At 50.6% G+C, this 21,705-nt stretch carries 17 protein-coding genes; 15 read left to right on the forward strand and 2 right to left on the reverse strand.

Features of this window, described 5'->3' with window-relative positions:
* The first annotated feature begins 81 nt into the window (after positions 1 to 81).
* The 12 genes from NP590_RS00705 to NP590_RS00760 all read left to right on the forward strand — a co-directional run bounded on the left by NP590_RS00705 (position 82) and on the right by NP590_RS00760 (position 14,371).
* Complete coding sequence (locus tag NP590_RS00705) at positions 82 to 2,901, forward strand: sensor domain-containing protein (protein ID WP_256600215.1); 2,820 nt, start codon at positions 82 to 84, stop codon at positions 2,899 to 2,901.
* Positions 2,902 to 3,128: 227 nt separating this feature from the next.
* Positions 3,129 to 4,013 (forward strand): nitrogenase iron protein, encoded by an 885-nt coding sequence (gene nifH, locus NP590_RS00710; protein ID WP_256600216.1) that lies wholly within the window; start codon positions 3,129 to 3,131, stop codon positions 4,011 to 4,013.
* Positions 4,014 to 4,117: 104 nt separating this feature from the next.
* Positions 4,118 to 5,596, forward strand: coding sequence for a nitrogenase molybdenum-iron protein alpha chain (gene nifD / locus NP590_RS00715; protein WP_256600217.1), 1,479 nt, complete (start codon positions 4,118 to 4,120; stop codon positions 5,594 to 5,596).
* A 181-nt stretch (positions 5,597 to 5,777) separates the two neighbouring features.
* On the forward strand, positions 5,778 to 7,349 hold the full coding sequence (nifK, locus tag NP590_RS00720) for a nitrogenase molybdenum-iron protein subunit beta (protein ID WP_256600218.1): 1,572 nt from the start codon (positions 5,778 to 5,780) through the stop codon (positions 7,347 to 7,349).
* Positions 7,350 to 7,455: 106 nt separating this feature from the next.
* Positions 7,456 to 7,677 (forward strand): putative nitrogen fixation protein NifT, encoded by a 222-nt coding sequence (gene nifT, locus NP590_RS00725; protein WP_256600219.1) that lies wholly within the window; start codon positions 7,456 to 7,458, stop codon positions 7,675 to 7,677.
* 3 nt (positions 7,678 to 7,680) lie between these two features.
* Positions 7,681 to 7,881: a 4Fe-4S dicluster domain-containing protein gene (locus NP590_RS00730; RefSeq protein ID WP_256600220.1), complete on the forward strand. Its 201-nt coding sequence runs from the start codon at positions 7,681 to 7,683 to the stop codon at positions 7,879 to 7,881.
* 75 nt (positions 7,882 to 7,956) lie between these two features.
* On the forward strand, positions 7,957 to 8,223 hold the full coding sequence (locus NP590_RS00735; RefSeq protein ID WP_256600221.1) for a DUF6129 family protein: 267 nt from the start codon (positions 7,957 to 7,959) through the stop codon (positions 8,221 to 8,223).
* Positions 8,224 to 8,231: 8 nt separating this feature from the next.
* Complete coding sequence (locus tag NP590_RS00740) at positions 8,232 to 8,996, forward strand: 4Fe4S-binding leucine-rich repeat protein (RefSeq protein ID WP_256600222.1); 765 nt, start codon at positions 8,232 to 8,234, stop codon at positions 8,994 to 8,996.
* The gene (locus NP590_RS00745; RefSeq protein ID WP_256600223.1) at positions 8,989 to 9,951 is read left to right on the forward strand and encodes a hypothetical protein; all 963 of its coding nucleotides are present in this window, start codon (positions 8,989 to 8,991) and stop codon (positions 9,949 to 9,951) included. Before NP590_RS00740 ends, NP590_RS00745 begins: the two co-directional genes overlap by 8 nt.
* A 138-nt stretch (positions 9,952 to 10,089) precedes the next feature.
* Positions 10,090 to 12,033, forward strand: a complete 1,944-nt coding sequence (locus NP590_RS00750) for a hypothetical protein (RefSeq protein ID WP_256600224.1) — start codon at positions 10,090 to 10,092, stop codon at positions 12,031 to 12,033.
* Positions 12,034 to 12,309: 276 nt separating this feature from the next.
* A complete protein-coding gene (locus NP590_RS00755; protein ID WP_256600225.1) occupies positions 12,310 to 14,139 on the forward strand; it encodes a Na/Pi cotransporter family protein in 1,830 nt (609 codons plus the stop codon).
* Positions 14,132 to 14,371 (forward strand): hypothetical protein, encoded by a 240-nt coding sequence (locus NP590_RS00760; RefSeq protein WP_256600226.1) that lies wholly within the window; start codon positions 14,132 to 14,134, stop codon positions 14,369 to 14,371. The genes NP590_RS00755 and NP590_RS00760 overlap by 8 nt, the downstream gene beginning before the upstream one ends.
* 74 nt (positions 14,372 to 14,445) lie before the next feature.
* Here NP590_RS00760 and prsR read toward each other — a convergent pair whose 3' ends face one another.
* Both prsR and prsK read right to left on the reverse strand, forming a co-directional pair.
* Complete coding sequence (prsR, locus tag NP590_RS00765) at positions 14,446 to 15,819, reverse strand: PEP-CTERM-box response regulator transcription factor (RefSeq protein WP_256600227.1); 1,374 nt, start codon at positions 15,817 to 15,819, stop codon at positions 14,446 to 14,448.
* A gap of 7 nt (positions 15,820 to 15,826) precedes the next feature.
* Positions 15,827 to 17,887, reverse strand: coding sequence for an XrtA/PEP-CTERM system histidine kinase PrsK (prsK, locus tag NP590_RS00770; RefSeq protein ID WP_256600228.1), 2,061 nt, complete (start codon positions 17,885 to 17,887; stop codon positions 15,827 to 15,829).
* A gap of 98 nt (positions 17,888 to 17,985) precedes the next feature.
* Between prsK and NP590_RS00775 the strand changes: the two genes are divergently transcribed.
* Genes NP590_RS00775 through NP590_RS00785 form a run of 3 tightly spaced genes read left to right on the forward strand, consistent with a single transcriptional unit; the run spans position 17,986 to position 21,674 of the window.
* Complete coding sequence (locus tag NP590_RS00775) at positions 17,986 to 18,459, forward strand: Crp/Fnr family transcriptional regulator (RefSeq protein WP_256600229.1); 474 nt, start codon at positions 17,986 to 17,988, stop codon at positions 18,457 to 18,459.
* 24 nt (positions 18,460 to 18,483) lie between these two features.
* Positions 18,484 to 19,221 carry a PEP-CTERM/exosortase system-associated acyltransferase gene (locus NP590_RS00780; protein WP_256600230.1) on the forward strand — a complete coding sequence of 246 codons (738 nt, stop codon included), beginning with the start codon at positions 18,484 to 18,486 and terminating at the stop codon, positions 19,219 to 19,221.
* A 35-nt stretch (positions 19,222 to 19,256) separates the two neighbouring features.
* A complete protein-coding gene (locus NP590_RS00785) occupies positions 19,257 to 21,674 on the forward strand; it encodes a tetratricopeptide repeat protein (RefSeq protein WP_256600231.1) in 2,418 nt (805 codons plus the stop codon).
* Positions 21,675 to 21,705: the final 31 nt, after the last annotated feature.

Below are 21,705 nucleotides of genomic sequence, written 5' to 3' on the forward strand. Positions count from 1 at the left end.
GAAGGAAAAAAGTCGCGCGGATATTACGGTTCGACAAGGCGATTTTGAGCCTTTAAACTCCCTCACAAATACGGAGGGAAAATGGCCGCTTGGTTGGAAGCTTTACTGAATAGTTCGAAAAACTTCATGCCTCACGGCGCCTGTTATTTATGGCAGCCATCGGTGTTATGGTTGCATGTCATCAGCGATACGCTGATCGTCTTGTCTTATTACTCCATTCCGTTCGCCCTGGCGTACTTTGCCTACAAGCGCACGGACCTGATCTACCGCTGGATGTTTGTGTTGTTCGGAGCGTTTATTTTGCTTTGCGGCACCACGCATTTGCTGAGCATTTGGACGATCTGGCATCCCGATTATTGGCTTGAAGGTTGGGTCAAGCTGTTGACAGCCATGGTTTCGGTTGCTGCGGCCGTTCTGGCCTGGCCCTTGATACCCAAACTCCTAAAGTTGCCTAGTCCGTTCGCGTTAAAAGCCAGCGAAAGTTATATGCGGGCCATTTTCGATGCCACGCCGGATGCCATGTTGATAACGAATCAGGGCGGCATCATCACCATGGTGAATCATCAGTGCGAATCCTTGTTGGGGTATCGGGCGGAAGAGTTGATAGGTCGTTCCATCGAAATTCTGGTCCCGGAGTCGTTGAGGATAAAGCATGTCGGATTGCGGGAAGCGTTTGCCGCTAATCCCTCGGTAAAATCCATGGGCGCGGGACGGGTGGTAAAGGCACAAAAAAAGGATGGCACGGTATTCGATGTCGAAATCAGCCTGAGCCCCATAAGGACAGGCAAGGGTTTGTTTTTCGCCAGCGCGATGCGCGACATCACGCAGCGCAAGATCATGGAAGACGTGCTGCGAGCCAGCGAAGAGCGATTTAGGCGGATGTCGGATGCCTCGCCGGCCATGATATGGATTACCGATGTAAACGGTAAGCCCAGCTTCGTCAATCAAACCTGGCTGGATTTTGTCGGCATTGCATTTGATCAAGCCATCAGTTATGAAAACTGGATTCAGTTCATTCATCCGGACGACAGGGACAGCGTGTTTGCCGAATACTACAAAAACGTGTTCGATCAAAAACCCATAGTCACCGAATACCGCATGCGGCGCGCCCGAGGCGACTGGCGCTGGATACTCGATCATGGCGTGCCCATCCATGATGAAAATGGCGCGTTTGCCGGCTACATCGGCTCGGCCTTCGATATCACCGAGCGGAAGCAGGCGGAAGCCGAATTCCGTATTGCCGCCACTGCCTTCGAGTCGCAGGAAGCCATGGTGATTACCGATGTCAATGCGGTGATTTTGCGCGTCAATAAAACCTTTACCGAATCCACCGGCTACTCCGCCGAAGAGGCGGTGGGGCAAAACATCAGCATATTGAAGTCCGGTCGCCACGAGCGGGATTTTTACGCCGACATGTGGCACAGTTTGACTACCACCGGTACTTGGCAAGGCGAAATTTGGGACAAGCGTAAAAACGGCCAAATTTATCCCAAGTGGCTGACCATTACGGCGGTCAAGGACGAGACAGGCGCGGTTACGCATTACGTGGGTACCCACATCGATATCAGCGACCGCAAGGCCGCCGAGGATGAAATCAAAAATCTGGCCTTCTACGACCCGCTGACGCAACTGCCGAACCGGCGCCTGTTGCTGGACCGCTTGCAGCAGGCCTTGGCGGCTCATGCCCGTAAACAGCAGTTCGGCGCCTTGTTGTTTTTGGACCTGGATAACTTTAAAAACCTGAACGATAGCCTGGGACACGAGAAAGGCGATCAGTTGCTGCAACAGGTCGCCAGTCGCTTGAGCTCTTGTGTGCGCGAATACGATACCGTGGCCAGACTGGGTGGGGACGAGTTTGTGGTCATGCTGAAGGAGTTGGGCGGCAAGAGCGCCGAGGCCGCCATTCAGGCCGAAATCATCGGCGACAAGATTCTGCAAAGCCTTAATCAGGTGTACTTATTCGAAGGTTACGAGCATCGCAGCACCGCCAGCATAGGGGTGACCTTGTTCAACGATCAATCGCTCGGTATCGACGAACTGCTGAAGCAGGCCGACATTGCCATGTACCAGGCCAAGGCCGCGGGCAGAAACAATATGCGCTTTTTCGACCCGGCCATGCAAGCGTCCATTGTGGCGCGCGCGGCGCTGGAGCAGGCTCTGCGCGAGGCGCTGGAATCCCGCCAATTCAAGGTGTTCTATCAGCCGCAAGTCGATGCCGGCGGCCGTATTCACGGGGCCGAGGCCTTGCTACGTTGGGAACACGGCAAACATGGCATGGTGGCTCCCGCCAGCTTTATACCCTTGGCCGAGGAAACCGGCCTGATTTTGCCGATAGGACTCTATGTGTTGGAAAGCACCTGCCAACAATTGGTGAAATGGTCCGGACAGCCGGGCATGGAGCATTTGACGATAGCCGTCAACGTCAGTATCCGCCAATTCAGGCAGGAAGACTTTGCCCGTCAGGTGCTGGCGGTGTTGGCCGAAACCGGGGCGAATCCGGCCCGGCTAAAACTGGAGTTGACCGAAAGTATTCTGGCCTTGGATTTACAGGACATCAAAGCCAAGATGACTAGCTTGAAGAGCCGGGGCGTGCGGTTTTCACTGGATGATTTCGGTACCGGCTATTCTTCGCTGGCGTATTTGAAACAGTTACCGCTGGATCAATTGAAAATCGATCAAGGTTTCGTCAGCGACATCCTGGTCGATGCCAATGATGAAGCCATCGCGAAAATGATCATAGCCTTGGCCGCCAGCATGGGGCTGGAGGTTATCGCGGAAGGGGTGGAAACCGTCATGCAGGAACAAAAGTTACTGCATCTGGGCTGCCGTAACTATCAGGGTTACTTGTACGGTAAACCGCTGCCGGTCGATCAATTTGAAGCCTTGATCAGGCGCCGTTGAATCCGCGAGAGTTTGACACCGCCGACATAAATCCGGCAAAACCATATTTTTTCTGTTGGTTACATAACATCAACAAACAAATTGTTGGTTATGTCACTAGGCCGGGATGAGGGTTTTCTCTATATTTTTCTAATAAAATCAATACATTAATATTGTTTTAAACATTGGCACGGCCATTGCAATATTCATCTTGTCATTCACTACAAGTCTTACAAGAGGAGAAGATCATGGCGAAACTACGTCAATGTGCTATTTACGGTAAAGGTGGTATCGGTAAATCGACCACTACTCAAAATCTGGTTGCCGGCTTGGCAGAGCTGGGCAAAAAAGTAATGATCGTCGGTTGCGACCCCAAAGCCGACTCCACGCGTTTAATTCTACACGCAAAAGCGCAAAACTCCATCATGCAAATGGCGGCCGATGCGGGCAGCGTCGAAGACTTGGAACTGGAAGATGTATTGAAAGTGGGTTACCGCGACATCAAATGCGTTGAATCCGGCGGTCCAGAGCCTGGAGTTGGTTGCGCCGGTCGTGGTGTTATCACTGCCATCAACTTTCTGGAAGAAGAAGGCGCTTACGACGAGAACCTGGACTTCGTGTTCTACGACGTATTGGGCGACGTTGTATGCGGCGGTTTCGCGATGCCAATTCGCGAAAACAAAGCGCAAGAAATTTACATCGTCTGCTCCGGCGAAATGATGGCTATGTATGCTGCCAACAACATCGCCAAAGGTATCGTGAAATACGCTAACTCCGGCGGCGTTCGTTTGGCCGGTTTGATCTGCAACAGCCGTAACACCGCTCGCGAAGACGAACTGATCATGGAATTGGCCAGAAGATTGGGCACTCACATGATCCACTTCGTGCCACGCGACAACGTCGTACAACGCGCCGAAATCCGCCGCATGACCGTGATCGAGTACGAACCAGCCGCTAAACAAGCGCAGGAGTACCGCGATTTGGCCAACAAAATCATCAACAACACTCAATTGGTAATTCCTACTCCCATCACCATGGACGAGTTGGAAGACCTGTTGATGGAGTTCGGTGTAATGGAAGAAGTCGACGAAAGCATCGTCGGCCAAACCGCGGCTGCCGAAGCGACTGCTTAATACCAAGTACCCAGGTTGGGTTGGGCTAAGCCAATCCAACCTGCTCTATAGTTCCTAATCGAGGTCTGTTGGGAGATTACCCACGGCCGCTGGAGGATAACATCATGGCTGCCATGACAAGAGAAGAGACTGAAGCGCTGATCCAAGAAGTGCTGGAAGTCTATCCCGAAAAAGCGAAAAAAGATCGCGCCAAACATTTGGCCGTTAACGATCATAGTCTGGAAAAGGCTAACAAATGTATCACTTCAAACCGTAAATCCCTGCCGGGCGTCATGACCATTCGTGGCTGCGCTTACGCCGGTTCCAAGGGTGTGGTTTGGGGTCCCATCAAGGACATGATCCATATTTCTCACGGTCCCGTCGGCTGCGGACAGTATTCCCGCGCCGGCCGCCGTAACTATTACGTGGGCACTACCGGTGTCAACACTTTCGGTACCATGAACTTTACTTCGGACTTCACCGAGAAAGACATCGTATTCGGCGGCGATAAAAAACTGGCCAAGTGCATCGACGAAATCGAAACTTTGTTCCCGCTGAACAAAGGTATCTCGATTCAATCCGAGTGCCCAATCGGTCTGATCGGCGACGACATCGAAGCGGTTTCAAAAGTCAAAAACAAGGAATACGGTAAAACCATCGTGCCCGTACGTTGCGAAGGCTTCCGCGGCGTATCCCAATCCTTGGGCCACCATATCGCCAACGACGCGATTCGCGACTGGGTATTGGAAAAACGCGACGGTGACGACAGCTTCCCCACCACGCCTTATGACGTTGCCGTAATCGGCGACTACAACATCGGCGGCGATGCCTGGGCATCCAGAACTTTGTTGGAAGAAATGGGTCTGCGCGTTGTGGCTCAATGGTCCGGCGACGGCACCATTGCCGAGATCGAAAAAACCCCGAAAGTGAAGCTGAACCTGATTCACTGCTACCGGTCGATGAACTACATCGCGCGGCATATGGAAGAAAAATATTCCATCCCCTGGATCGAATACAACTTCTTCGGCCCGACCAAAATCGCCGAAAGCTTGCGCAGAATCGCCGAGCATTTCGACGACACCATCAAGGAAGGCGCGGAACGTGTAATCGCCCGTTACAAAGCCGAATACGACGCGGTCATTGCCAAATACCGTCCACGTCTGGAAGGCAAAAAAGTCATGTTGTACATCGGCGGCTTGCGTCCGCGCCACGTCATCGGTGCCTACGAAGACTTGGGCATGGAAGTGGTCGGTACCGGTTACGAATTCGCGCATAACGACGATTACGACCGCACCATCAAGGAAATGGGCAATGCCACCTTGTTGTACGACGACGTCACCGGCTACGAATTCGAAGAGTTCGTCAAGAAAGTCCAACCCGACTTGGTCGGTTCCGGCATCAAGGAAAAATACATTTTCCAAAAAATGGGCGTGCCTTTCCGCCAAATGCACTCCTGGGATTACTCCGGTCCTTATCACGGTTACGACGGTTTTGCCATCTTCGCCCGCGACATGGACATGACCATCAACAATCCTTGCTGGAAAAGCTTTAAGGCGCCTTGGAAAACCGAGGCCGCCAGCGAACCGGTTAAGGCGGTCGCGTAACGCTTCGGCGTTCCTTATGCCAGAGGCCTCGTCGGACGCGCATCGCGCATCCGTTCGGGGTCGGACGAAGGGTGCGTGTTACGTGCCCTACCTTTCGAAGGTCGTGCTTCCCTTGAAAAGGCGGCACGGCAAAATCCAATCAACGCTGGTCCACGGATTAGTGGCGCGTTAGGAGATTATCATGAGCCAAGAAGTCGAAAACATTCAACCCAGTTATCCTTTGTTCAGAACCGACGAATATAAGGAAAATCTTGCCAATAAACGCGCGATGTACGAAGAACGTCATCCGCAGGATCAGATTGACGAAGTTTTTCAATGGACGACCACGCAGGAATACCAAGAACTGAACTTCCAGCGGGAAGCCATTACCGTCAATCCCGCCAAGGCCTGCCAACCCCTGGGTGCTGTTTTATGCGCGCTGGGCTTCGAAAAAACCATGCCTTACGTGCACGGTTCGCAAGGTTGCGTGGCTTACTTCCGTACCTACTTCAACCGTCATTTCAAAGAGCCCATCTCTTGCGTTTCGGACTCCATGACGGAAGACGCGGCGGTATTCGGCGGTCAGAAAAACATGTTCGCCGGCCTGGAAAACGCCAAAGCCTTGTACAAACCCACCATGATTGCGGTATCGACCACCTGTATGGCGGAAGTTATCGGTGACGACTTGAACGCGTTCATCAACAACGCCAAGAAAGAAGGTCATATCGATCAGGACTATCCTGTTCCATTCGCCCATACCCCTAGCTTCGTCGGTAGCCATACCACCGGTTGGGATAACATGTTCGAAGGTATTGCGCGCTACTTCACCTTGAACTACATGGAAGGCAAGGAAGTCGGTTCCAACGGCAAAATCAACTTTGTGCCGGGTTTCGAAACCTACCTGGGTAATTTCCGCGTCATCCACAGAATGATGAAGGAAATGGGCGTCGATTACACGCTGTTGAGCGACCCCACCGAAGTGCTGGATACTCCAGCGGACGGTCACTTCAACATGTATGCCGGCGGCACCACCATCGACGAAGTCAAGGATGCGCCGAATGCCATTACCACGGTGTTGTTGCAACCTTGGCAATTGGAAAAAACCAAAAAATTCGTCGAAGCCACCTGGAAACAGGATGTGCCTAAACTGAATATCCCGATGGGTCTGGAATGGACCGACCAACTGTTGATGAAAATCTCGGAACTGACCGGCAAACCGATTCCAAAATCACTGGAAGTGGAACGCGGCCGGCTGGTTGACATGATGACCGACTCGCACGCCTGGCTGCACGGTAAAAAATTCGCCTTGTACGGCGATGCCGACTTCGCCTTGGGCATGACCAAATTCCTGCTGGAAATGGGGGCCGAAGTCACCGATGTATTAGTCAACCACGCCAACAAACGTTGGAAAAAAGCTTGCGAAGAAGTTTTGAAAGCCTCGCCCTACGGTCAAAGCGCTACCGTGCATATCGGCAAGGACTTGTGGCATTTCCGGTCATTGATGTTTACCAATAAACCCGATTTCATGATCGGTAATTCCTACGGTAAATTTATCCAACGCGATACCGTGTACAAAGGCGACGAGTTCGAAGTGCCGCTGATTCGTATTGGTTTCCCCATCTTCGATCGCCACCATCTGCATCGGATGACGACCCTGGGTTACGAAGGCGCCATGTATATGCTGACGACTCTGGTCAACGCATTGCTGGAGCAACTTGATAAGGAAACCAGAGGCATGGGAACCACCGACTACAACTACGATTTGATTCGTTAAGGTCGGCTGGATTAGCGCGAATAGCGCAGTCCGATATTCAAAAGCCAACGAGTCGGGTTACGGCTAACGCCTAACCCGACCTACGCTATTTTATTTGGAGAATCCCATGCCCAGCGTCATGCTCAGAAAACGCGAAGACGGCAAATTATTGTTCTACGTTGCCAAGAAAGACCTGGAAGAAACCATCGAGTCCCTGGAGTTTGATAGTCCGGAAAAATGGGGCGGTGAAGTAGTATTGGGCGACGGTTCCAAGTATTATTTCGAACCCATGGAACCCGCGCCAAAAATCCCCACCACTTTGCAAGCGAAACGTTTATCCGAGGAGTAAGCCATGGCCTTATATATCGCTGCCGAAGAATGTATTTCCTGCGGTGATTGTAAACCCGTTTGCCCCACCGACTCCATCAAGGAGGGCGCGGTGGTTTTTGAAATCAGCAAGAAAACCTGCACCGAATGCAACGGCGATTACGACGAACCGCAATGCGTGAAAGTCTGTCCCATCGATAACTGCATATTACCGTTGGTTGCCTGATTAACGGCGGCGCGAAACAGGTCTGTCGCCTGTTTCGCCCAAAACTACCCCCCTCAGTCTTAAGGAAGCATCGTCATGATCAGCTCTGAACAATTGCAACGCATCGCCTCCGCCATCCGTAGCCAGACTTTGAACGAAACGGTGGTAACGGCTCTCAGGGGTGAATATCCCGGTATCCATTTCACCTACTGCATGGACGACGATCTCCCCAATGTGGAACCGGTGCTGGAAGGCGAAAGTTTCAATCTTTATCTGGTCGACGGCCGGGAACATTGTCTGTGCCTGACCAACAGCTATGAGCATGCGACCGGCATTGTGATAGCCGAAGTCATAGAAGACTAGGGTCCAGCATGGCCGAGCCCACCGAGTCCGTTTCCACGCCACTGGCCGATTGCAGTCTGTGCCCTTTTCGAAACAAAACCCTGTTGATGGGGCGCTGCATGCCGGGCGACACCTGTGTGCTGGCGGAAAGCGGTCGTCAGATCGACCGCTTTTTCCGGGTTAATCCCGCTTACGCGGTTTTATATTTACAGGACAGATTTTGGGAACGGCGTGCCATTGCCGTGCGCTATGCCCCGCAAAAAGCCCTGCACGCCTTGCTGACCGACGAAGACGAAGTGGTGCGGCGGGCGGTGGCCTATCGTTTACCTTCCAGTCAATTGCAGCATTTGATCGACGATCCGGATCGGGAAGTACGCATGACCGTGGCCGATCGCATCGATCCGGAATACCTGGAAGCCCTGGCCGACGACAGGGATTATATCGTGCGGCTGATGGTGGCCAAGCGCCTGCCGGCCGGGCGCTTATTCCGCTTCATCAAGGACGACGATGTGCAGGTGCGTAAAATCGTGGCCGAGCGTCTGCCGGAGGTGAGCTTGGGCCTGATGGTCAACGATCCGTCCGCCGACGTCCGCCGCATAGTCGCCGAACGCTTGCCGCCGGAAGATGCGGCGGCCCTGCTTAACGACAGCGATTGGGTGGTGCGCTACACGGTGGCCTTGAAAGCCGACCCGAAACATCTTACCGTATTGATTGACGATCCCGAACCCGATGTGCGCGAAGTGGCGCTGCGCCGTCTCAATTCAACCCACGCCCCGGATTCCGAACATGACTGAGCCTCGTTTGATGCTTGCCGGACAAGATATTACCGAATGCTGTAAAAAAATCATCCCCGGCCAAACCGAAGACTTACTGTTAAGCCAACTGCAAGGTCTGATAGCCGATTATCCGATTCAATTGGCCTTGGCCGGCGAAGAGTGGTATCGGCTGGGCGGCGTAGTCGATATGGACGGGCAGCGGATAGCCAACGATTTGATCGAATGGGCGGAACGCACCTATCTGGAATGCGGGCAAAATCTGCAAACCTTGATCGATTACACCGTCGAACAAAAACTGATTGCCACCAAGCAAACAGGCAAAACCTTGTATTTCGTGGTGCAGACCGGCGACAGGGCCGAGGATTTCACCCTGATAGAGATCGACAAGACCCACGAAGTCACCGACCGCATGCTGGTTAATCCACTGCAGCCGCCGGAGGATTTGGAAGAATTCATCGATCCTCTGCAACCCTTTTGCATAGAAAGCTACGGTTTCGGCCATTCGCGCTATACCTATCGCCGCAAAACCGACGTCAAGCTTTTTATGGACGTCATCAACGAACGCCACCGGGGCGAACATCCGGTGCAGCGTTTCATGGATGATTGGAACAGAAGCAGCGCCGGGCAGAAAAAACGCCTGTCCGACGAATGGATCATCCGCCCGTACCAGCACACCGGGCGCTTCGGCGAGCAGATCGTCAACGTCGACATCATCAACACCCAACAATACATCTTGCCGCATCTGGAAGACTTTTCCGGAAAAAAAGGCAATGCCCTCAGCAGTTTGCTGAATCGTTTCGACCGTCAGGCCGGTTATCCCTTTGCCTGGTTTTTCTACATGCTGAAGGGCAAACAGGTTTCGACCCATTGCGCCGAAGCGGTTTACCGCGACATTGCCGGCGATTTTGCCTACCTGGGCCAGCGCGACGAGGCCGTATTGAGGGATTGGATCGCCAGTCCGTATAACGTGTGATTTGACACCAGCGGCTTGCCGTGATGTCGACATCCAGCGGGTGAGGCTTTTGCCGGCGGCTGTTTTTTGCCGAAATGCTTGACAATGATCGGCAACAGGCTCTAGGCTCAGTTGACCTTTCCGCCGCAGGAGTACGCCATGAACTTATCAGCAGTTGGTTTTTTAGGTGCCGTCCTTGCAATTTGCTGGGCCGTCGATGCGCAAGCCGTCAGCATCACGCAACGGGCCGGTAATAACTTCCGCACCGCCGCGAACAATCGCGAGTTCGTTCTGAACAAATCCAATGTGAATGCCAACGATTTCGGCCTGCTGCGCATTCACGATTTCAACGCCAAGGTGGAAACTCAGCCGTTGGTAGTCGAAAAAGGCGCCGGGTCGGATGACTTGGTGATTATCACCACCATGAAAAACGAAGTCATAGGCATCAACGCCCGCACCAATGCCCGGGTCTACGATGTCAAATTGGGGCCGGAAATCAGTTCCCAAGACATGGATATGTGGAAACACACCCCCACCTGGGGCATTTCCGCCACGCCGATTATCGATCCGGCTACCGACACCCTGTATGTGGCGGCCTGGCTGAAAAAAGACGACGACAACCGCTTCCGCGATTATTGGATATTTGCGTTGAATCCCCTGAACGGTAGCCGGAAGGCGGAACCGGTGCGGATTTTCGGGCAGTCCCAGGAAGGCAACGGCTGCTGGTTTAACGATGCCGGCGCTGTTTACAGACAGAATAATCAAACCAGGCAATACGTTTATCCAAAATTGCGCGCCGGGCTGGCGCTCACCGAAAATCACGGCTTGGTGCTAGCCTTTGCCGCAAACGGCGAGTCCTTGATGGGCGGGCGGAAAAATCCGCACGGCTTTGTGGTGGCCTACGATACCCGCGGTTTGCTGGGGCGGGATGGGGTTTCCCGCCAACCCGCCATGTTCTGCGCCACCTCGTTCAACGGCTGGGGCGCCGGCATTTGGCATGCCGGCGGCGCGCCGGTCACCGAAGGCGACATGATTTACGTAGCCACTTCCAACGGCACCTCCAATAACGGCGATGTCGATCTGGCGGAAAGCATGATCAAATTGCGTTTTGTCCCCGGTAGCGGCGGCGCCCGGCCGCTGCTGGAAAAAGTCGATTATTACAAGGCGTTCCTGGACGAGCGCAAGTCCGGCGGCGGCTGTTTGTGGCGGGATAACAACTCCGAAGTGTCCTGCGGCCGCGGCGGTGTCGGCAGCGCCGCCGCCGACTGGGATTTCGGCGCGGCCGGGCCGATGCTGGTGCCGGGCTCCAGTCTGCTGCTGCAAGGCACCAAGGACGGCATTATTTATTCGCTGGACAAGTTCAATCTGGGAAAAAATGATCGCTTCAACCAATTGTTATCCAAGCCGCCGTTGGTGGCCTCTTATTACGGTGGCGACCTCAACCAAAATTGGGACAGGGCCCAGCATTTGAATCGCAGTCTACCGTGTCCGGCCTCCGGACACAGCGACCATGGCTGGTTTATGCCGTGCGGCGACCCGGAAAACAACAAAATGCATCACATTCATGCGCTGGCACTGGCTCAGCGTAACCAGACCGGCGGCATTGTTTATGTCTGGGGCGAAAACTCCCGTTTGAAAAGCTATAACTTTTCCACCCTGGACGGCGAATTGCCGACTTTTAGGGCCGAGGGCGAAGATATGGCGTCCGTGGGTTACGAATCGCCCGGCGGCATGCCTGGCGGGCTATTGATGTTGTCCGGCAAGCCGTCCGCCAGTTCCACTTTTCCGCATGCGATCGATTTCGGTTCGGCAATTCTGTGGTCGGTATATTCCAAGTTCGGCGACGCCAACAAGGAGTTTGCCGAAGGTCAATTGGTGGCTTACGACGCCACCGGCATAGAGCAGGGTAAGCGCATGAAGCGCCTGTTTCGCACCGGCGACGATAACAACGGCGGGCTGGGGAAAATGTCCAGAATGATCCCGCCGGTGGTAGCCAACGGCAGGGTCTATGTAATGATTTACCGCGTCAACACCGATGATTGCACGGTACCCGACAATCAGTTGAAGGTGTGCAGTCAGTTGAAAGTGTATGGCTTGAGATAAGCAATTCGCCCCTCGGCTAGCGGATGATTCGGCGAGGAGGAGGCCGATCCCATTGTCGAGCTCCGCCTGTTTCCCGAAATTCCAGCCAGCCCGCCAAACATTGTTAGAATTGCCTTAGCGTTAGGATTCCGCCCACAATAACTTCCGCATTCTGTTCCCTCTCCCAGCGGGTTAGAGTGAGGGATTAAAGAGGCAAGTGATCAGGGACGGAATCCTTTACGGTATTGGCTTAAACATGCACGACAGGGAAGTCGCAACAATAATGGGGAAGGCGGAATGGACAACACGATTAAACACAGCCTGTTTGTTTTGCTGTTCGCTTTGTTGGGTTTGGGTTTTTGGCTCAGCGCGGATTTTAAAACCATAGTCGCCGGCATAGCGGTTTTCGTGTTTGGCATGTTGTCCCTGCAAAAAGGCTTCAAGTTTTTTACCGGCGGCGTGCTGGAGCGCCTATTGCGCAATGCCACCGACAACATGGTCAAACGCTTGTTGTTCGGTATTGTCACCACTACCTTGATGCAGTCCAGTTCCTTATTGTCGGTGCTGGTGATCTCCTTTATCAGTGCCGGCTTGTTGGACTTGACCGCTGGCATCGGCATCATTTTCGGCGCCAACATAGGCACGACCACCGGCGCTTGGCTGGTGGCGGGTTTCGGACTTAAAGTGAATATTTCCGGCTATGCGATGCCGTTGCTGGTATTCGGCGTATTGCTGCATTTCGCCAAACGGAAAAGCTATCAGGGCGTGGGACACATTCTGTTGGGGCTGGGTTTTTTATTTCTCGGCATTCAGTACATGAAAGACGGTTTGGATGCTTTCAAGGGCAATATTGATCTTAGTCAATTCGCGATGACCGGCCTGAGCGGCCTTTTGACCTATGTGCTGCTGGGTATCGCGGTGACCGTGGTCATTCAAGCCAGCGGGGCGACCATGGTACTGATCATTGCGGCGCTGGCCAGTCACCAGATCAGCTATGAAAATGCCTTGGCGCTGGCGGTAGGTTCCAATTTGGGGACTACGATTACGGCGGTTTTAGGCGCATTCGGCGCCAATATCAAGGGTAAGCGCTTGGCTGGGGCTCATGTGCTGTTCAACCTGTTTACCGGCGTGTTGGCGATTGTTTTTCTGCGGCAATTCATCTGGCTGGTGGATTGGCTTTGCGATTATGCCGGCATAGCGCCGGATGATTACACCCTGAAACTGGCGATGTTTCATAGCGTCTTCAATGTAGTTGGCGTCGTCGTCATGTTGCCGCTGTCGGGGCTGTTGGCGAGGCTATTGGAAACCTTCATGCGGGAGAAAACAGCCAGCGTCGAACTGCCGCGCTTTCTGACCAAGTCGGCCTTGCAATATCCCGACACTGCAGTCGAGTCCGTGCATCAGGAAACCAGGCATTTGTACGAAAATGTCACCCATGTCATTTTAAGAGCATTGGGGCTGCACAGGCGGGACGTGTATTCCGGACAGGATTTGACTGAGGTAATCGGCCAATACCCGGAGATTAAGGACTACGATATCGACGACGCCTATGAGCGCAATATCAAGGGCTTATATAGCGCGATCATCGAATTTGTCAGTCAGGCCCGCTTTACCTGGGAAATGAAGCAATCGGGACGTTTATATTGGTTGCGCGAGGCCAATTTGAAGTTGGTGGAAGCGGTAAAAGCGGTCAAACATTTACAGAAGAACTTGTTAAAACACCACCGTTCCTATAACCGCTATCAGGCCGAGGAATACGACCGTATCCGTTTTCAGATAGCCTTCGTGATCCGCGAATTGCGGAAAATCAAGGACACGGAGCAGGTCAACGAGTTGCCTCTGTTGACGCTGGACGCCCTTAAGGGACGCATCAAGGAGCAGCGCCAAGCCGCCATCGAGATTATCGAAAACCTGATTCGCGAGCGCAAAATCAGCGCCGAGGCCGGCACCTCGTTGCTAAATGATAGTTCATATGTTTATGAAATACAGAGTAATCTGATCCGTATGGCGGAAACGGTATTCATTAACCACGCGGCCGATTCGGTCAAGGCGGAGAAGGAACTGGCCTTGACCGATCATGAGATGCTGGCGGTGATTCGGCCCACGCAGGCGGTAGACCATGAATAAAATCAAACTAATGACCCGGTTGGAGGCTTTTTTCAATTCCGATGTGAAGGAAGAGAAGAAAAAAGTGGAAGAGATCAAAGGTGTAATCAAAAAGCTGAAAGCCAAGCAAAACAAAATTAAAAAAATGCTGGAAGTCTGCCCCGATCAGGATATGAAAAATGCGCTGCAATTGGAGGTTAACATCATCCAGGCGCAAATCGATAAAGGCGAGGCAGTGTTGAAAAATCTCTAAAGCTGGTTTCGACTCAGCCAGCCGCCGGAACGGAACTACTGCCGAGCCAGCTTTTGGCGGCCGGCCAGGATGGCTTAAACCTGATCCAGTTGGTGGCGGATCAAATCCTGCAGGCCGTGTTTTTCCACCAGACTGTAAAGCGTCGGTCGCGCAATGCCCAACAGTCGGGATGTTTCCGAGATGTTGTAGTCACTGTATAGCAGTGCGCGTTTAATGGCCGATAATTCCGCCGCTTCTCTTACTGCCTTTAAATTCAACGGCATGGCGTTATCGACTTGTTCCGACATTTCCATGTCTTGCAGCGTGATCAGGTTTGAGTCGGATAAAATCACCGCGCGTTTGAGTTTGTTTTCCAACTCTCGGATATTGCCCGGCCAAGCGTAGTTTTCCAATGCCTGGGCCGTATCCGGCGCAAAACGTTTTTCCTTGCAATTGTTTTGGTTGCAGTAGCGCTTCAACAGCGCATTGCCGATGGCCAGAATATCCCCTTCGCGTTCACGTAAGGCCGGGATTTCTATGCTGATTTCGCTGAGGCGGTAATACAAGTCAGCTCTAAACAGGTTTTGCTCAATCAGTTGCTGAATATTGCGATGGGTCGCGCAAATAATCCGTACATCAACAGCTATTTCCTTGCGTCCGCCTAGGCGCTCGATGACACGCTCTTGAATGAAGCGCAGTAATTTGGCTTGCAGCGCGAAGGGCAGGTCGCCAATCTCATCCAGAAAAAATGTGCCGCCCTCGGCGTATTCGATCTTGCCCTTGGTTTGGTTGACCGCGCCGGTAAATGCGCCTTTTTCGTAACCGAATAACTCGCTTTCCAATAAAGTATCCGGGATCGCGGCGCAATTAACCGCCACGAAGGGCTTTTGCGCGCGCGGGCTTTGCGAGTGTATGGCCTTGGCCAGCAGTTCCTTGCCGGTGCCGCTTTCGCCCAATAACATGACGGTGGCTTGGGTTGGGGAGATTCTGTCTATCATGCGCATTACAGATAGCATTTGGGGACTGGTAGCGATAATGCCGCTGCTAAATGCTTGTTGCTGCTGAAGATTTCTAAAGTCGGTTTCCAGCGCATGCAGGTGGAAGGCCCTGGCAATGATCATATTGAGTATGTCAGCATCAACCGGTTTTTGATAAAAATCGTAAGCGCCTTGGGCAACGGCCTCAATGGCATTGGCGCGGTCGTCGTTTCCGGTGACGACAATAACTTTCGTATGCGGGGCTAATTCCAGTATTTCCTTGAGTGTGGCCAAGCCCTCGCTGGCATTGGTCGGATCCGGCGGGAGGCCGAGGTCGAGCGTGACAACGCTGGGCATGTGGCGCCTCAGGGCCGCTATGGCTTCCGACCGATTATTGGCCAGGATGATGTCGTATTGTTCCAGACTCCATTTAAGTTGCTTTTGCAGGCCCGGGTCGTCTTCGACGATTAACAGTTGATTGGATACTGGCATGGTTTTATTAACTTAAAGGTAGTTGTATGGTGAATGTTGTGCCGTGTCCTGGCTGGCTTTGCACATCCAATTGTCCGGCATTTTTCAAGATGAAGTCCCTGGCTTCGTAAGCGCCGATTCCCATGCCGGCATTGCCCTTGGTGGTGTCGAAGGGCTTGAATAGTCGTTCGGCAATAAATGACGGTTCCATGCCTATACCGTTGTCCATGATTTTGAGTACAGCATAATCGGCTTGTTTGCTTAATACCAATTTTACCCAGCCATCCGGTTTCTGGCTTGCGTCCTGGGCGTTTTGTATCAGATTGGTGATGACGCTGATGAGTTTAGTCTGATCTGCTTTGATCATGCAGTCTATCAACTCGGTTTCGAATGTGAATGCGGGAGTACCGTTGTGTTGGCGTTCTATTTTTGTGATGACGTCGACCAAATTGGTAAGCGTGGCTGAACTACCGGAGGATTTTCCCTGCTTCAGTTGCTCAACGATGTGTTGCATTTTGCTGACAGCGTGGTTAAGCGTATCAATGGTGTCATCGAAGAAATCCGGATTGTGTTTATGTTTGGCGGCATTTCGTACAACCAGGGACAGTTGGGCCGCAATGTTTTTAAGGTCGTGAACTAAATAAGCCGACAGCCGGTGATAGGTTTCAAATTGTTTATTATTGGCCAAGGCTTCGCTGGCTCTGTTCAATGCAAGGGCATTGGCGAGTTGCATGCCGACGGTTTTAAGCAGGTCATGGTCCTCCCAATTTAGTTTTCTGCGCGCTCTCGGTTGCGTCAATACGGCGAATGCTTCCAGGTGATTCAGATGAAACAGCGGTACTATCAACCACACTTCGCTATCTTCGTAACACCATGGGGTCAGGTCTATGTCGTCGTAAACCTCCGGGGCGTGGGCTAACTCGTAAAAATCTATAACCCATTGTTTTTGGCTGAGATAGCGAGGCAATTGAGGGGCTGTTTTCAGGCTTGCCAGTTCTTGCTGAGTGAGGCGCAAATTATGTTCGGCGGCCAGGAAAAATTGCCCTTGATCGTTTTTAAGCCACAACCCGCCGCCGCTGCTTTCTACCAAGTCCGTCAGGGTGGTGATGATAAAATGCTTCAGTTCATCAAGAGACTCGAGTTTCGCCAAGGCTTGGCTGATCTTTAACCATTCCTCGCGATAATCATAACTGTAGTGAAAGAAATGTTTGCCGAAGTAGACCTTGGCCAACGCCCGAATCTTACCGGAAGTGAATGAAATGACCAGGATAAGGATGGCCAGAAAAACAAAAATGGTTTGTATGGACTCGCCCCACTCGGCATTCACTTGTTTTAGATAGAAGCCGGTGGCCGACATCAAGATTAGATAAACGCCGCAGCCAATTAAAATGGTTGTGTAAAAAGTTGTCTTACGCGATATGGAAAACGTTGTCTGGTTGGAAATGCTATCGAGCCTGGGTAATGCAAGTGCGAGGACGGGGGCTATCAAAGCGTTAATGATTCCGCGCGATTGCCACAATGGTATGTCCAAGTTCTTGTAAAGTAATGATTTACTGTAGACGATCAGGTCGATGGCGAATAATGCCCCGGCCCCTAGGCATAGATACTTTAAGTTCCAACGCAGGTTTAAAGGTGTGTTGCGGTAAAGTTGTTCCGTCAGGATCAGACCGAAGATGGCAAATATTACGTGAGAGTAAAATCGAGGATCGACACCGCTTGATTGTTGAATGATTTCCAATAAATCGGGAAAACTCTCTATACTGATAGTAAACAAAATGATCAAGGTGACGGATAAGGCTGACTTGGAGCGAACAATGCGCCAATAACCGCCACCATGTAGCAGTTTGTTTAACATCGCGGTGAGTAACAAAAACAATGCTGCATTTCGCAAGGTTTCAAAAACCAATGCGTCGGCCAGAAAAAATTCATGTTCCTGGGTTGTTCTTAAAATACTCGCGCTCCAGAGCATTACGAACAACATAGCAACAATGAATGCCCAATTTCGGTTTTTTCTTAGCACGGCATAAAGAAAAAGCACCGAATAGGCGCACAAGTTGGCCAAGTAGCTAAAATAAATATAATTTTCCATGACTGCTGCCGATTATTAGACCTTTGGGCGGAGATGTAAAGCGGGTGTCAAGGTACCATGGCTAATGGCTCGAATGTGGATTACGTGTATAGGTAAGTATGAAGCAAATACTCGATGACATATTAAACAGTCCCCAGTTTGCGGAAGGCAGTGCATGGAAACGCGTGCACTATAAGGCAGGCGATAAAATCATCGAAAAGGGCGAGTTGGGTAGTACCTTGATTCTGGTTGAAGAAGGCAGTGTGCGCGTTCTTGGTGGAGCGGAGCTGGAAGGCAGGGTCAAAATAACGCCGGGCTTATGCGATCTGGCCGCCGGGGCGATTTTCGGGGATATCTGCCTGTATGGCTCGCATCGCAGAACGGCTTCCGTAGTAGCTTTAAACGATACCCGAGTATTGGAAATCCGTAGTGATATGTTGAGCGTGTACCTGGATGATCACCCAATTGAGGGTTATTTGTTTTTAAAAGCTCTTTTTGAAATCATGGCGACCCGGCTGGAAACGGCCAATGACCGTATCGAAAAGCTTTTGGCCTGGGGTATAAAAGCGCATGACATCGATAAATACCTTTAGACGTGAGTAAATAGGGACTGGCAGATGAATGACAAGTCCGAAGTAACGTTGACAGAGAGTTTTGAGCGCTATTTCAAGGTAGAATTGGCTGAGTCGGATATTCAAAAGCAGCTGGTTTATGGGGTTAGGTATCGTGTTTATTGCGAGGAATTCAAATACGAAGCGGTTGATTTGTTTCCCGATGGCTTGGAAACGGACGAATATGACCAAGTGTCTCGGCATTGTTTGGTAATTCATAGAAGAACGGGATTGCCCGCCGGATGTGTAAGACTGGTTCCCGCCTTGGGGGGACGGGAAGAAATGCCCTTACCACTGGAAAAATTTTGTAGTTCGAGTCTAAATCAGCAACAAATCGAAAAATTGGGTTTGCCGAGATCAACCGTGTGCGAGATTTCCAGGTTGGCGGTCGATGGAGCGTTTCGGCGCCGAAGTGGTGAGTCCTTGACGCGGTTTGGTGAAATCTCCAGTCTGCATTTCTCGGATCAGGAACAAAGAAGCTTCTCGTTAATTGCCGTGGCCTGTTTCTTGGCGGCGACAGCCATGACCGAAATGGATAACAGAACCAATGTGTTCGCAATGATGGAGCCTTTCCTGCCGCGCTTGATGCATCGCTCCGGAATCGATTTTCAGAGGATAGGCAAGGATATGTATTACCACGGCATCAGAGCGCCTTATTTTATAACCACGCAATCGGCGCTGGAAAATATGCATCCTGATTTGCTTGAATTGTATGTATGGATTAAAAATGCTCTGATTGAGTAATTTTTTTGATTAAATAAAAACTTTGGGAGTTTATCGTGTCATTCAGTCAAGCAAATATAATTAAATTATATTTTCCGATTCTAGTGCTTAGTGCTTTGATGGCAACGGCATGTGATTCGCCGGATGAATTAGCGGAAAATCACTTGCAAAAGGGTAAGGAATTGCTCGATAAAGGCGAGTACGATAAAGCGATTCTCGAATTGAAAACATCAGCCCAAAGTAGCGATCAACGATCGGAAACTTATTACTACATGGCTTTGCTGGATGAAAAATCCAATAATTTTAAATCCATGAGGGAAAACCTTAAAAAAACTCTGGAGCTCGATCCTGCTAATATTGATGCCAGGCAAAAATTAGGCAAAGTGGATTTGCTTTTCGGCGATTTTGATAGCGCCCTGGAACACGCCGATTTTGTTTTAAGGGCAAATCCTGGAAATGAAGAGGCAAAGTTGTTAAGAGCGACTGTTTTAATTAGGCAAAAAAAGAATGAGCAGGCCAGCGAGATAATTGATTCAGTGATTGCGGTTAACATGAAAAATACCGATGCATTATCATTGAAAGCGGGCTTGATGTTCGAGGAAAACAAACTGGAACAAGCTCTTGAGTTAACGGAAAGGGCATTGCAACTGGATGATAAAAATATTCCCCTAAGATTATTTAGAATAAAAATACATGCGAAGCAGAATAATTCTGATGCGGTTGTAGAAGATTACAAAGGTTTGATTGAATTATATCCGGATGTGGAAAACTTCAAATTGAGTTTGGCTTCCATATATTCCATGAAAGATCAGTTGCAGCCGGCGGAAACCTTGCTGCGGGAGATGATTGAGAAAAATAAAGCAAAGACGGAGCCGAAAATCATTTTGCTGGAGTTTTTGAATGCTAAAGCCAAGGATAGAGTGGCAAGCGAGTATCAGTCCATGTTTGATGGCTGGGGAGAGAATCCTTCAGGCAGGTTGGAACTGTCAAAATGGATGCTGGCATCCGGATATTTGGACGAGGCAGAAAAAGGCCTGGAAAAAATTGTCTCAGTTGAGAAAAATAACCAAACAGGGTTGGCTGCTCAAGCAATACTTGCGGAAATTTTTATTGACAAAAAGCAATATGATAAGGCCGATACGGCTGTTTCCAATATTCTGAGTGAAAACTCTGATTTTGTTGAAGCAAATTTGCTGAAAGCACGGTTGTTTTTGATTAATAATAAAGTCGATGACGCAATTGAATTGTTGAATAAAGTAGTCTGGACCAAGAATGACTCCGATAACGCATTTATGTTGTTGGGGCAGGCATATAGCACCAAGAAAGACCCAAAGCAGGCGGAAAAAAATTATAAACAAGCCTTGGAATTGAATCCCGCCAATTTGCAGGCCTTTATACCAGTCTACGGTAAATATTTACAAGCCAATCAAAAGGAAAACGCGCGGCAACTTTTGGAAAAGGCCTTGAAAGCCAAACCGAATCAGGCCATGTTCCTGACATATAAGGCGGAATTGGATATCTCCGAAAAGCGCTGGGATGAGGCCCAGGAGACGGTTCAACGTATTGCTTTGTTTTCGAAAAATAAAACCATTCCAGTATATTTTCAGGCCAATATATTGCAAGGCAAGGGTCAGTACGCCGATGCGGTAAAGCTTTATGAAAAAATATTGAATGAGTTTCCTGGTCACCTGAATTCCTTGGTTAATTTGATACGGTCATATGATGGGCTCAAGCAACGCGACAAATCATTGGCTTTTGTTGAAGGGTTGCATCAGAAAAATAAAGAGGATTTAACGATCGTAGGTGTATTAAGTGATTTATACATGGCCGATAAGGATTATGTTAAGGTCAAACAGTTACTTGAAAATCAAATTAAGCTGTTGCCTGATAAGTCGGTTCCGCTGTATTTGGCTTTGGCAAAAGTTGAGGCCGTTTTGAAAAAATCCGCTGATGGCGCCAAACAAGTTTATTTGGCGGGATTGCAGGCCAATCCCGATCAGCCACAGTTGTTGTTGGCCTTAGGTAGTCTGTATGAGCAACTGAATGATAAAAATGAAGCGCGTAAGGTTTATGAGAAGATAATTGAAAAGACTCCGGATAATATTCTGGCAGTAAATAACTATGCGGCATTGTTGCTGGAATCCGATCAGGCCGAGGATTTGGCAAAAGGTTTGGAAATGGCTCAGCGGTTTAAGGATTCGGAAAACGTTTCTCTTCAAGATACCTATGCCTGGGGTTTGGTTAAAAATGATAAAAACCCAGAAGGATTGGCACTTCTCGAGTCTTTGATTGTTAAAGAGCCCAAAATGGCTGAACTTAGATATCATTTAGGCGTAGCTCATCTAAAGAATGGCAATAAAGCAACCGCGCTAGTCGAATTAAAGCAATCAATAGACTTGGCGGAAAAGCAACAGCGTGGTTTTGCCGGTAAGGACGAGGCGCAAAGGCTGATAAAAGAACTTACGGGTCGTTAAAATCGGCAACATTAACTTACTGATTTTTTTT

The sequence above is a fragment of the Methylomonas subterranea genome (genome assembly GCF_024505185.1).
GTDB classification, from domain to species: Bacteria; Pseudomonadota; Gammaproteobacteria; order Methylococcales; family Methylomonadaceae; genus Methylomonas; species Methylomonas subterranea.

What these genes read in the sequence shown, in the direction of transcription:
- NP590_RS00705 (WP_256600215.1), top strand. Translation starts at nt 82, where the DNA reads ATGGCCGCTTGGTTGGAAGCTTTACTGAATAGTTCGAAAAACTTCATG.
- nifH (WP_256600216.1), top strand. Translation starts at nt 3,129, where the DNA reads ATGGCGAAACTACGTCAATGTGCTATTTACGGTAAAGGTGGTATCGGT.
- nifD (WP_256600217.1), top strand. Translation starts at nt 4,118, where the DNA reads ATGGCTGCCATGACAAGAGAAGAGACTGAAGCGCTGATCCAAGAAGTG.
- nifK (WP_256600218.1), top strand. Translation starts at nt 5,778, where the DNA reads ATGAGCCAAGAAGTCGAAAACATTCAACCCAGTTATCCTTTGTTCAGA.
- nifT (WP_256600219.1), top strand. Translation starts at nt 7,456, where the DNA reads ATGCCCAGCGTCATGCTCAGAAAACGCGAAGACGGCAAATTATTGTTC.
- NP590_RS00730 (WP_256600220.1), top strand. Translation starts at nt 7,681, where the DNA reads ATGGCCTTATATATCGCTGCCGAAGAATGTATTTCCTGCGGTGATTGT.
- NP590_RS00735 (WP_256600221.1), top strand. Translation starts at nt 7,957, where the DNA reads ATGATCAGCTCTGAACAATTGCAACGCATCGCCTCCGCCATCCGTAGC.
- NP590_RS00740 (WP_256600222.1), top strand. Translation starts at nt 8,232, where the DNA reads ATGGCCGAGCCCACCGAGTCCGTTTCCACGCCACTGGCCGATTGCAGT.
- NP590_RS00745 (WP_256600223.1), top strand. Translation starts at nt 8,989, where the DNA reads ATGACTGAGCCTCGTTTGATGCTTGCCGGACAAGATATTACCGAATGC.
- NP590_RS00750 (WP_256600224.1), top strand. Translation starts at nt 10,090, where the DNA reads ATGAACTTATCAGCAGTTGGTTTTTTAGGTGCCGTCCTTGCAATTTGC.
- NP590_RS00755 (WP_256600225.1), top strand. Translation starts at nt 12,310, where the DNA reads ATGGACAACACGATTAAACACAGCCTGTTTGTTTTGCTGTTCGCTTTG.
- NP590_RS00760 (WP_256600226.1), top strand. Translation starts at nt 14,132, where the DNA reads ATGAATAAAATCAAACTAATGACCCGGTTGGAGGCTTTTTTCAATTCC.
- prsR (WP_256600227.1), bottom strand. Translation starts at nt 15,819, where the DNA reads ATGCCAGTATCCAATCAACTGTTAATCGTCGAAGACGACCCGGGCCTG.
- prsK (WP_256600228.1), bottom strand. Translation starts at nt 17,887, where the DNA reads ATGGAAAATTATATTTATTTTAGCTACTTGGCCAACTTGTGCGCCTAT.
- NP590_RS00775 (WP_256600229.1), top strand. Translation starts at nt 17,986, where the DNA reads ATGAAGCAAATACTCGATGACATATTAAACAGTCCCCAGTTTGCGGAA.
- NP590_RS00780 (WP_256600230.1), top strand. Translation starts at nt 18,484, where the DNA reads ATGAATGACAAGTCCGAAGTAACGTTGACAGAGAGTTTTGAGCGCTAT.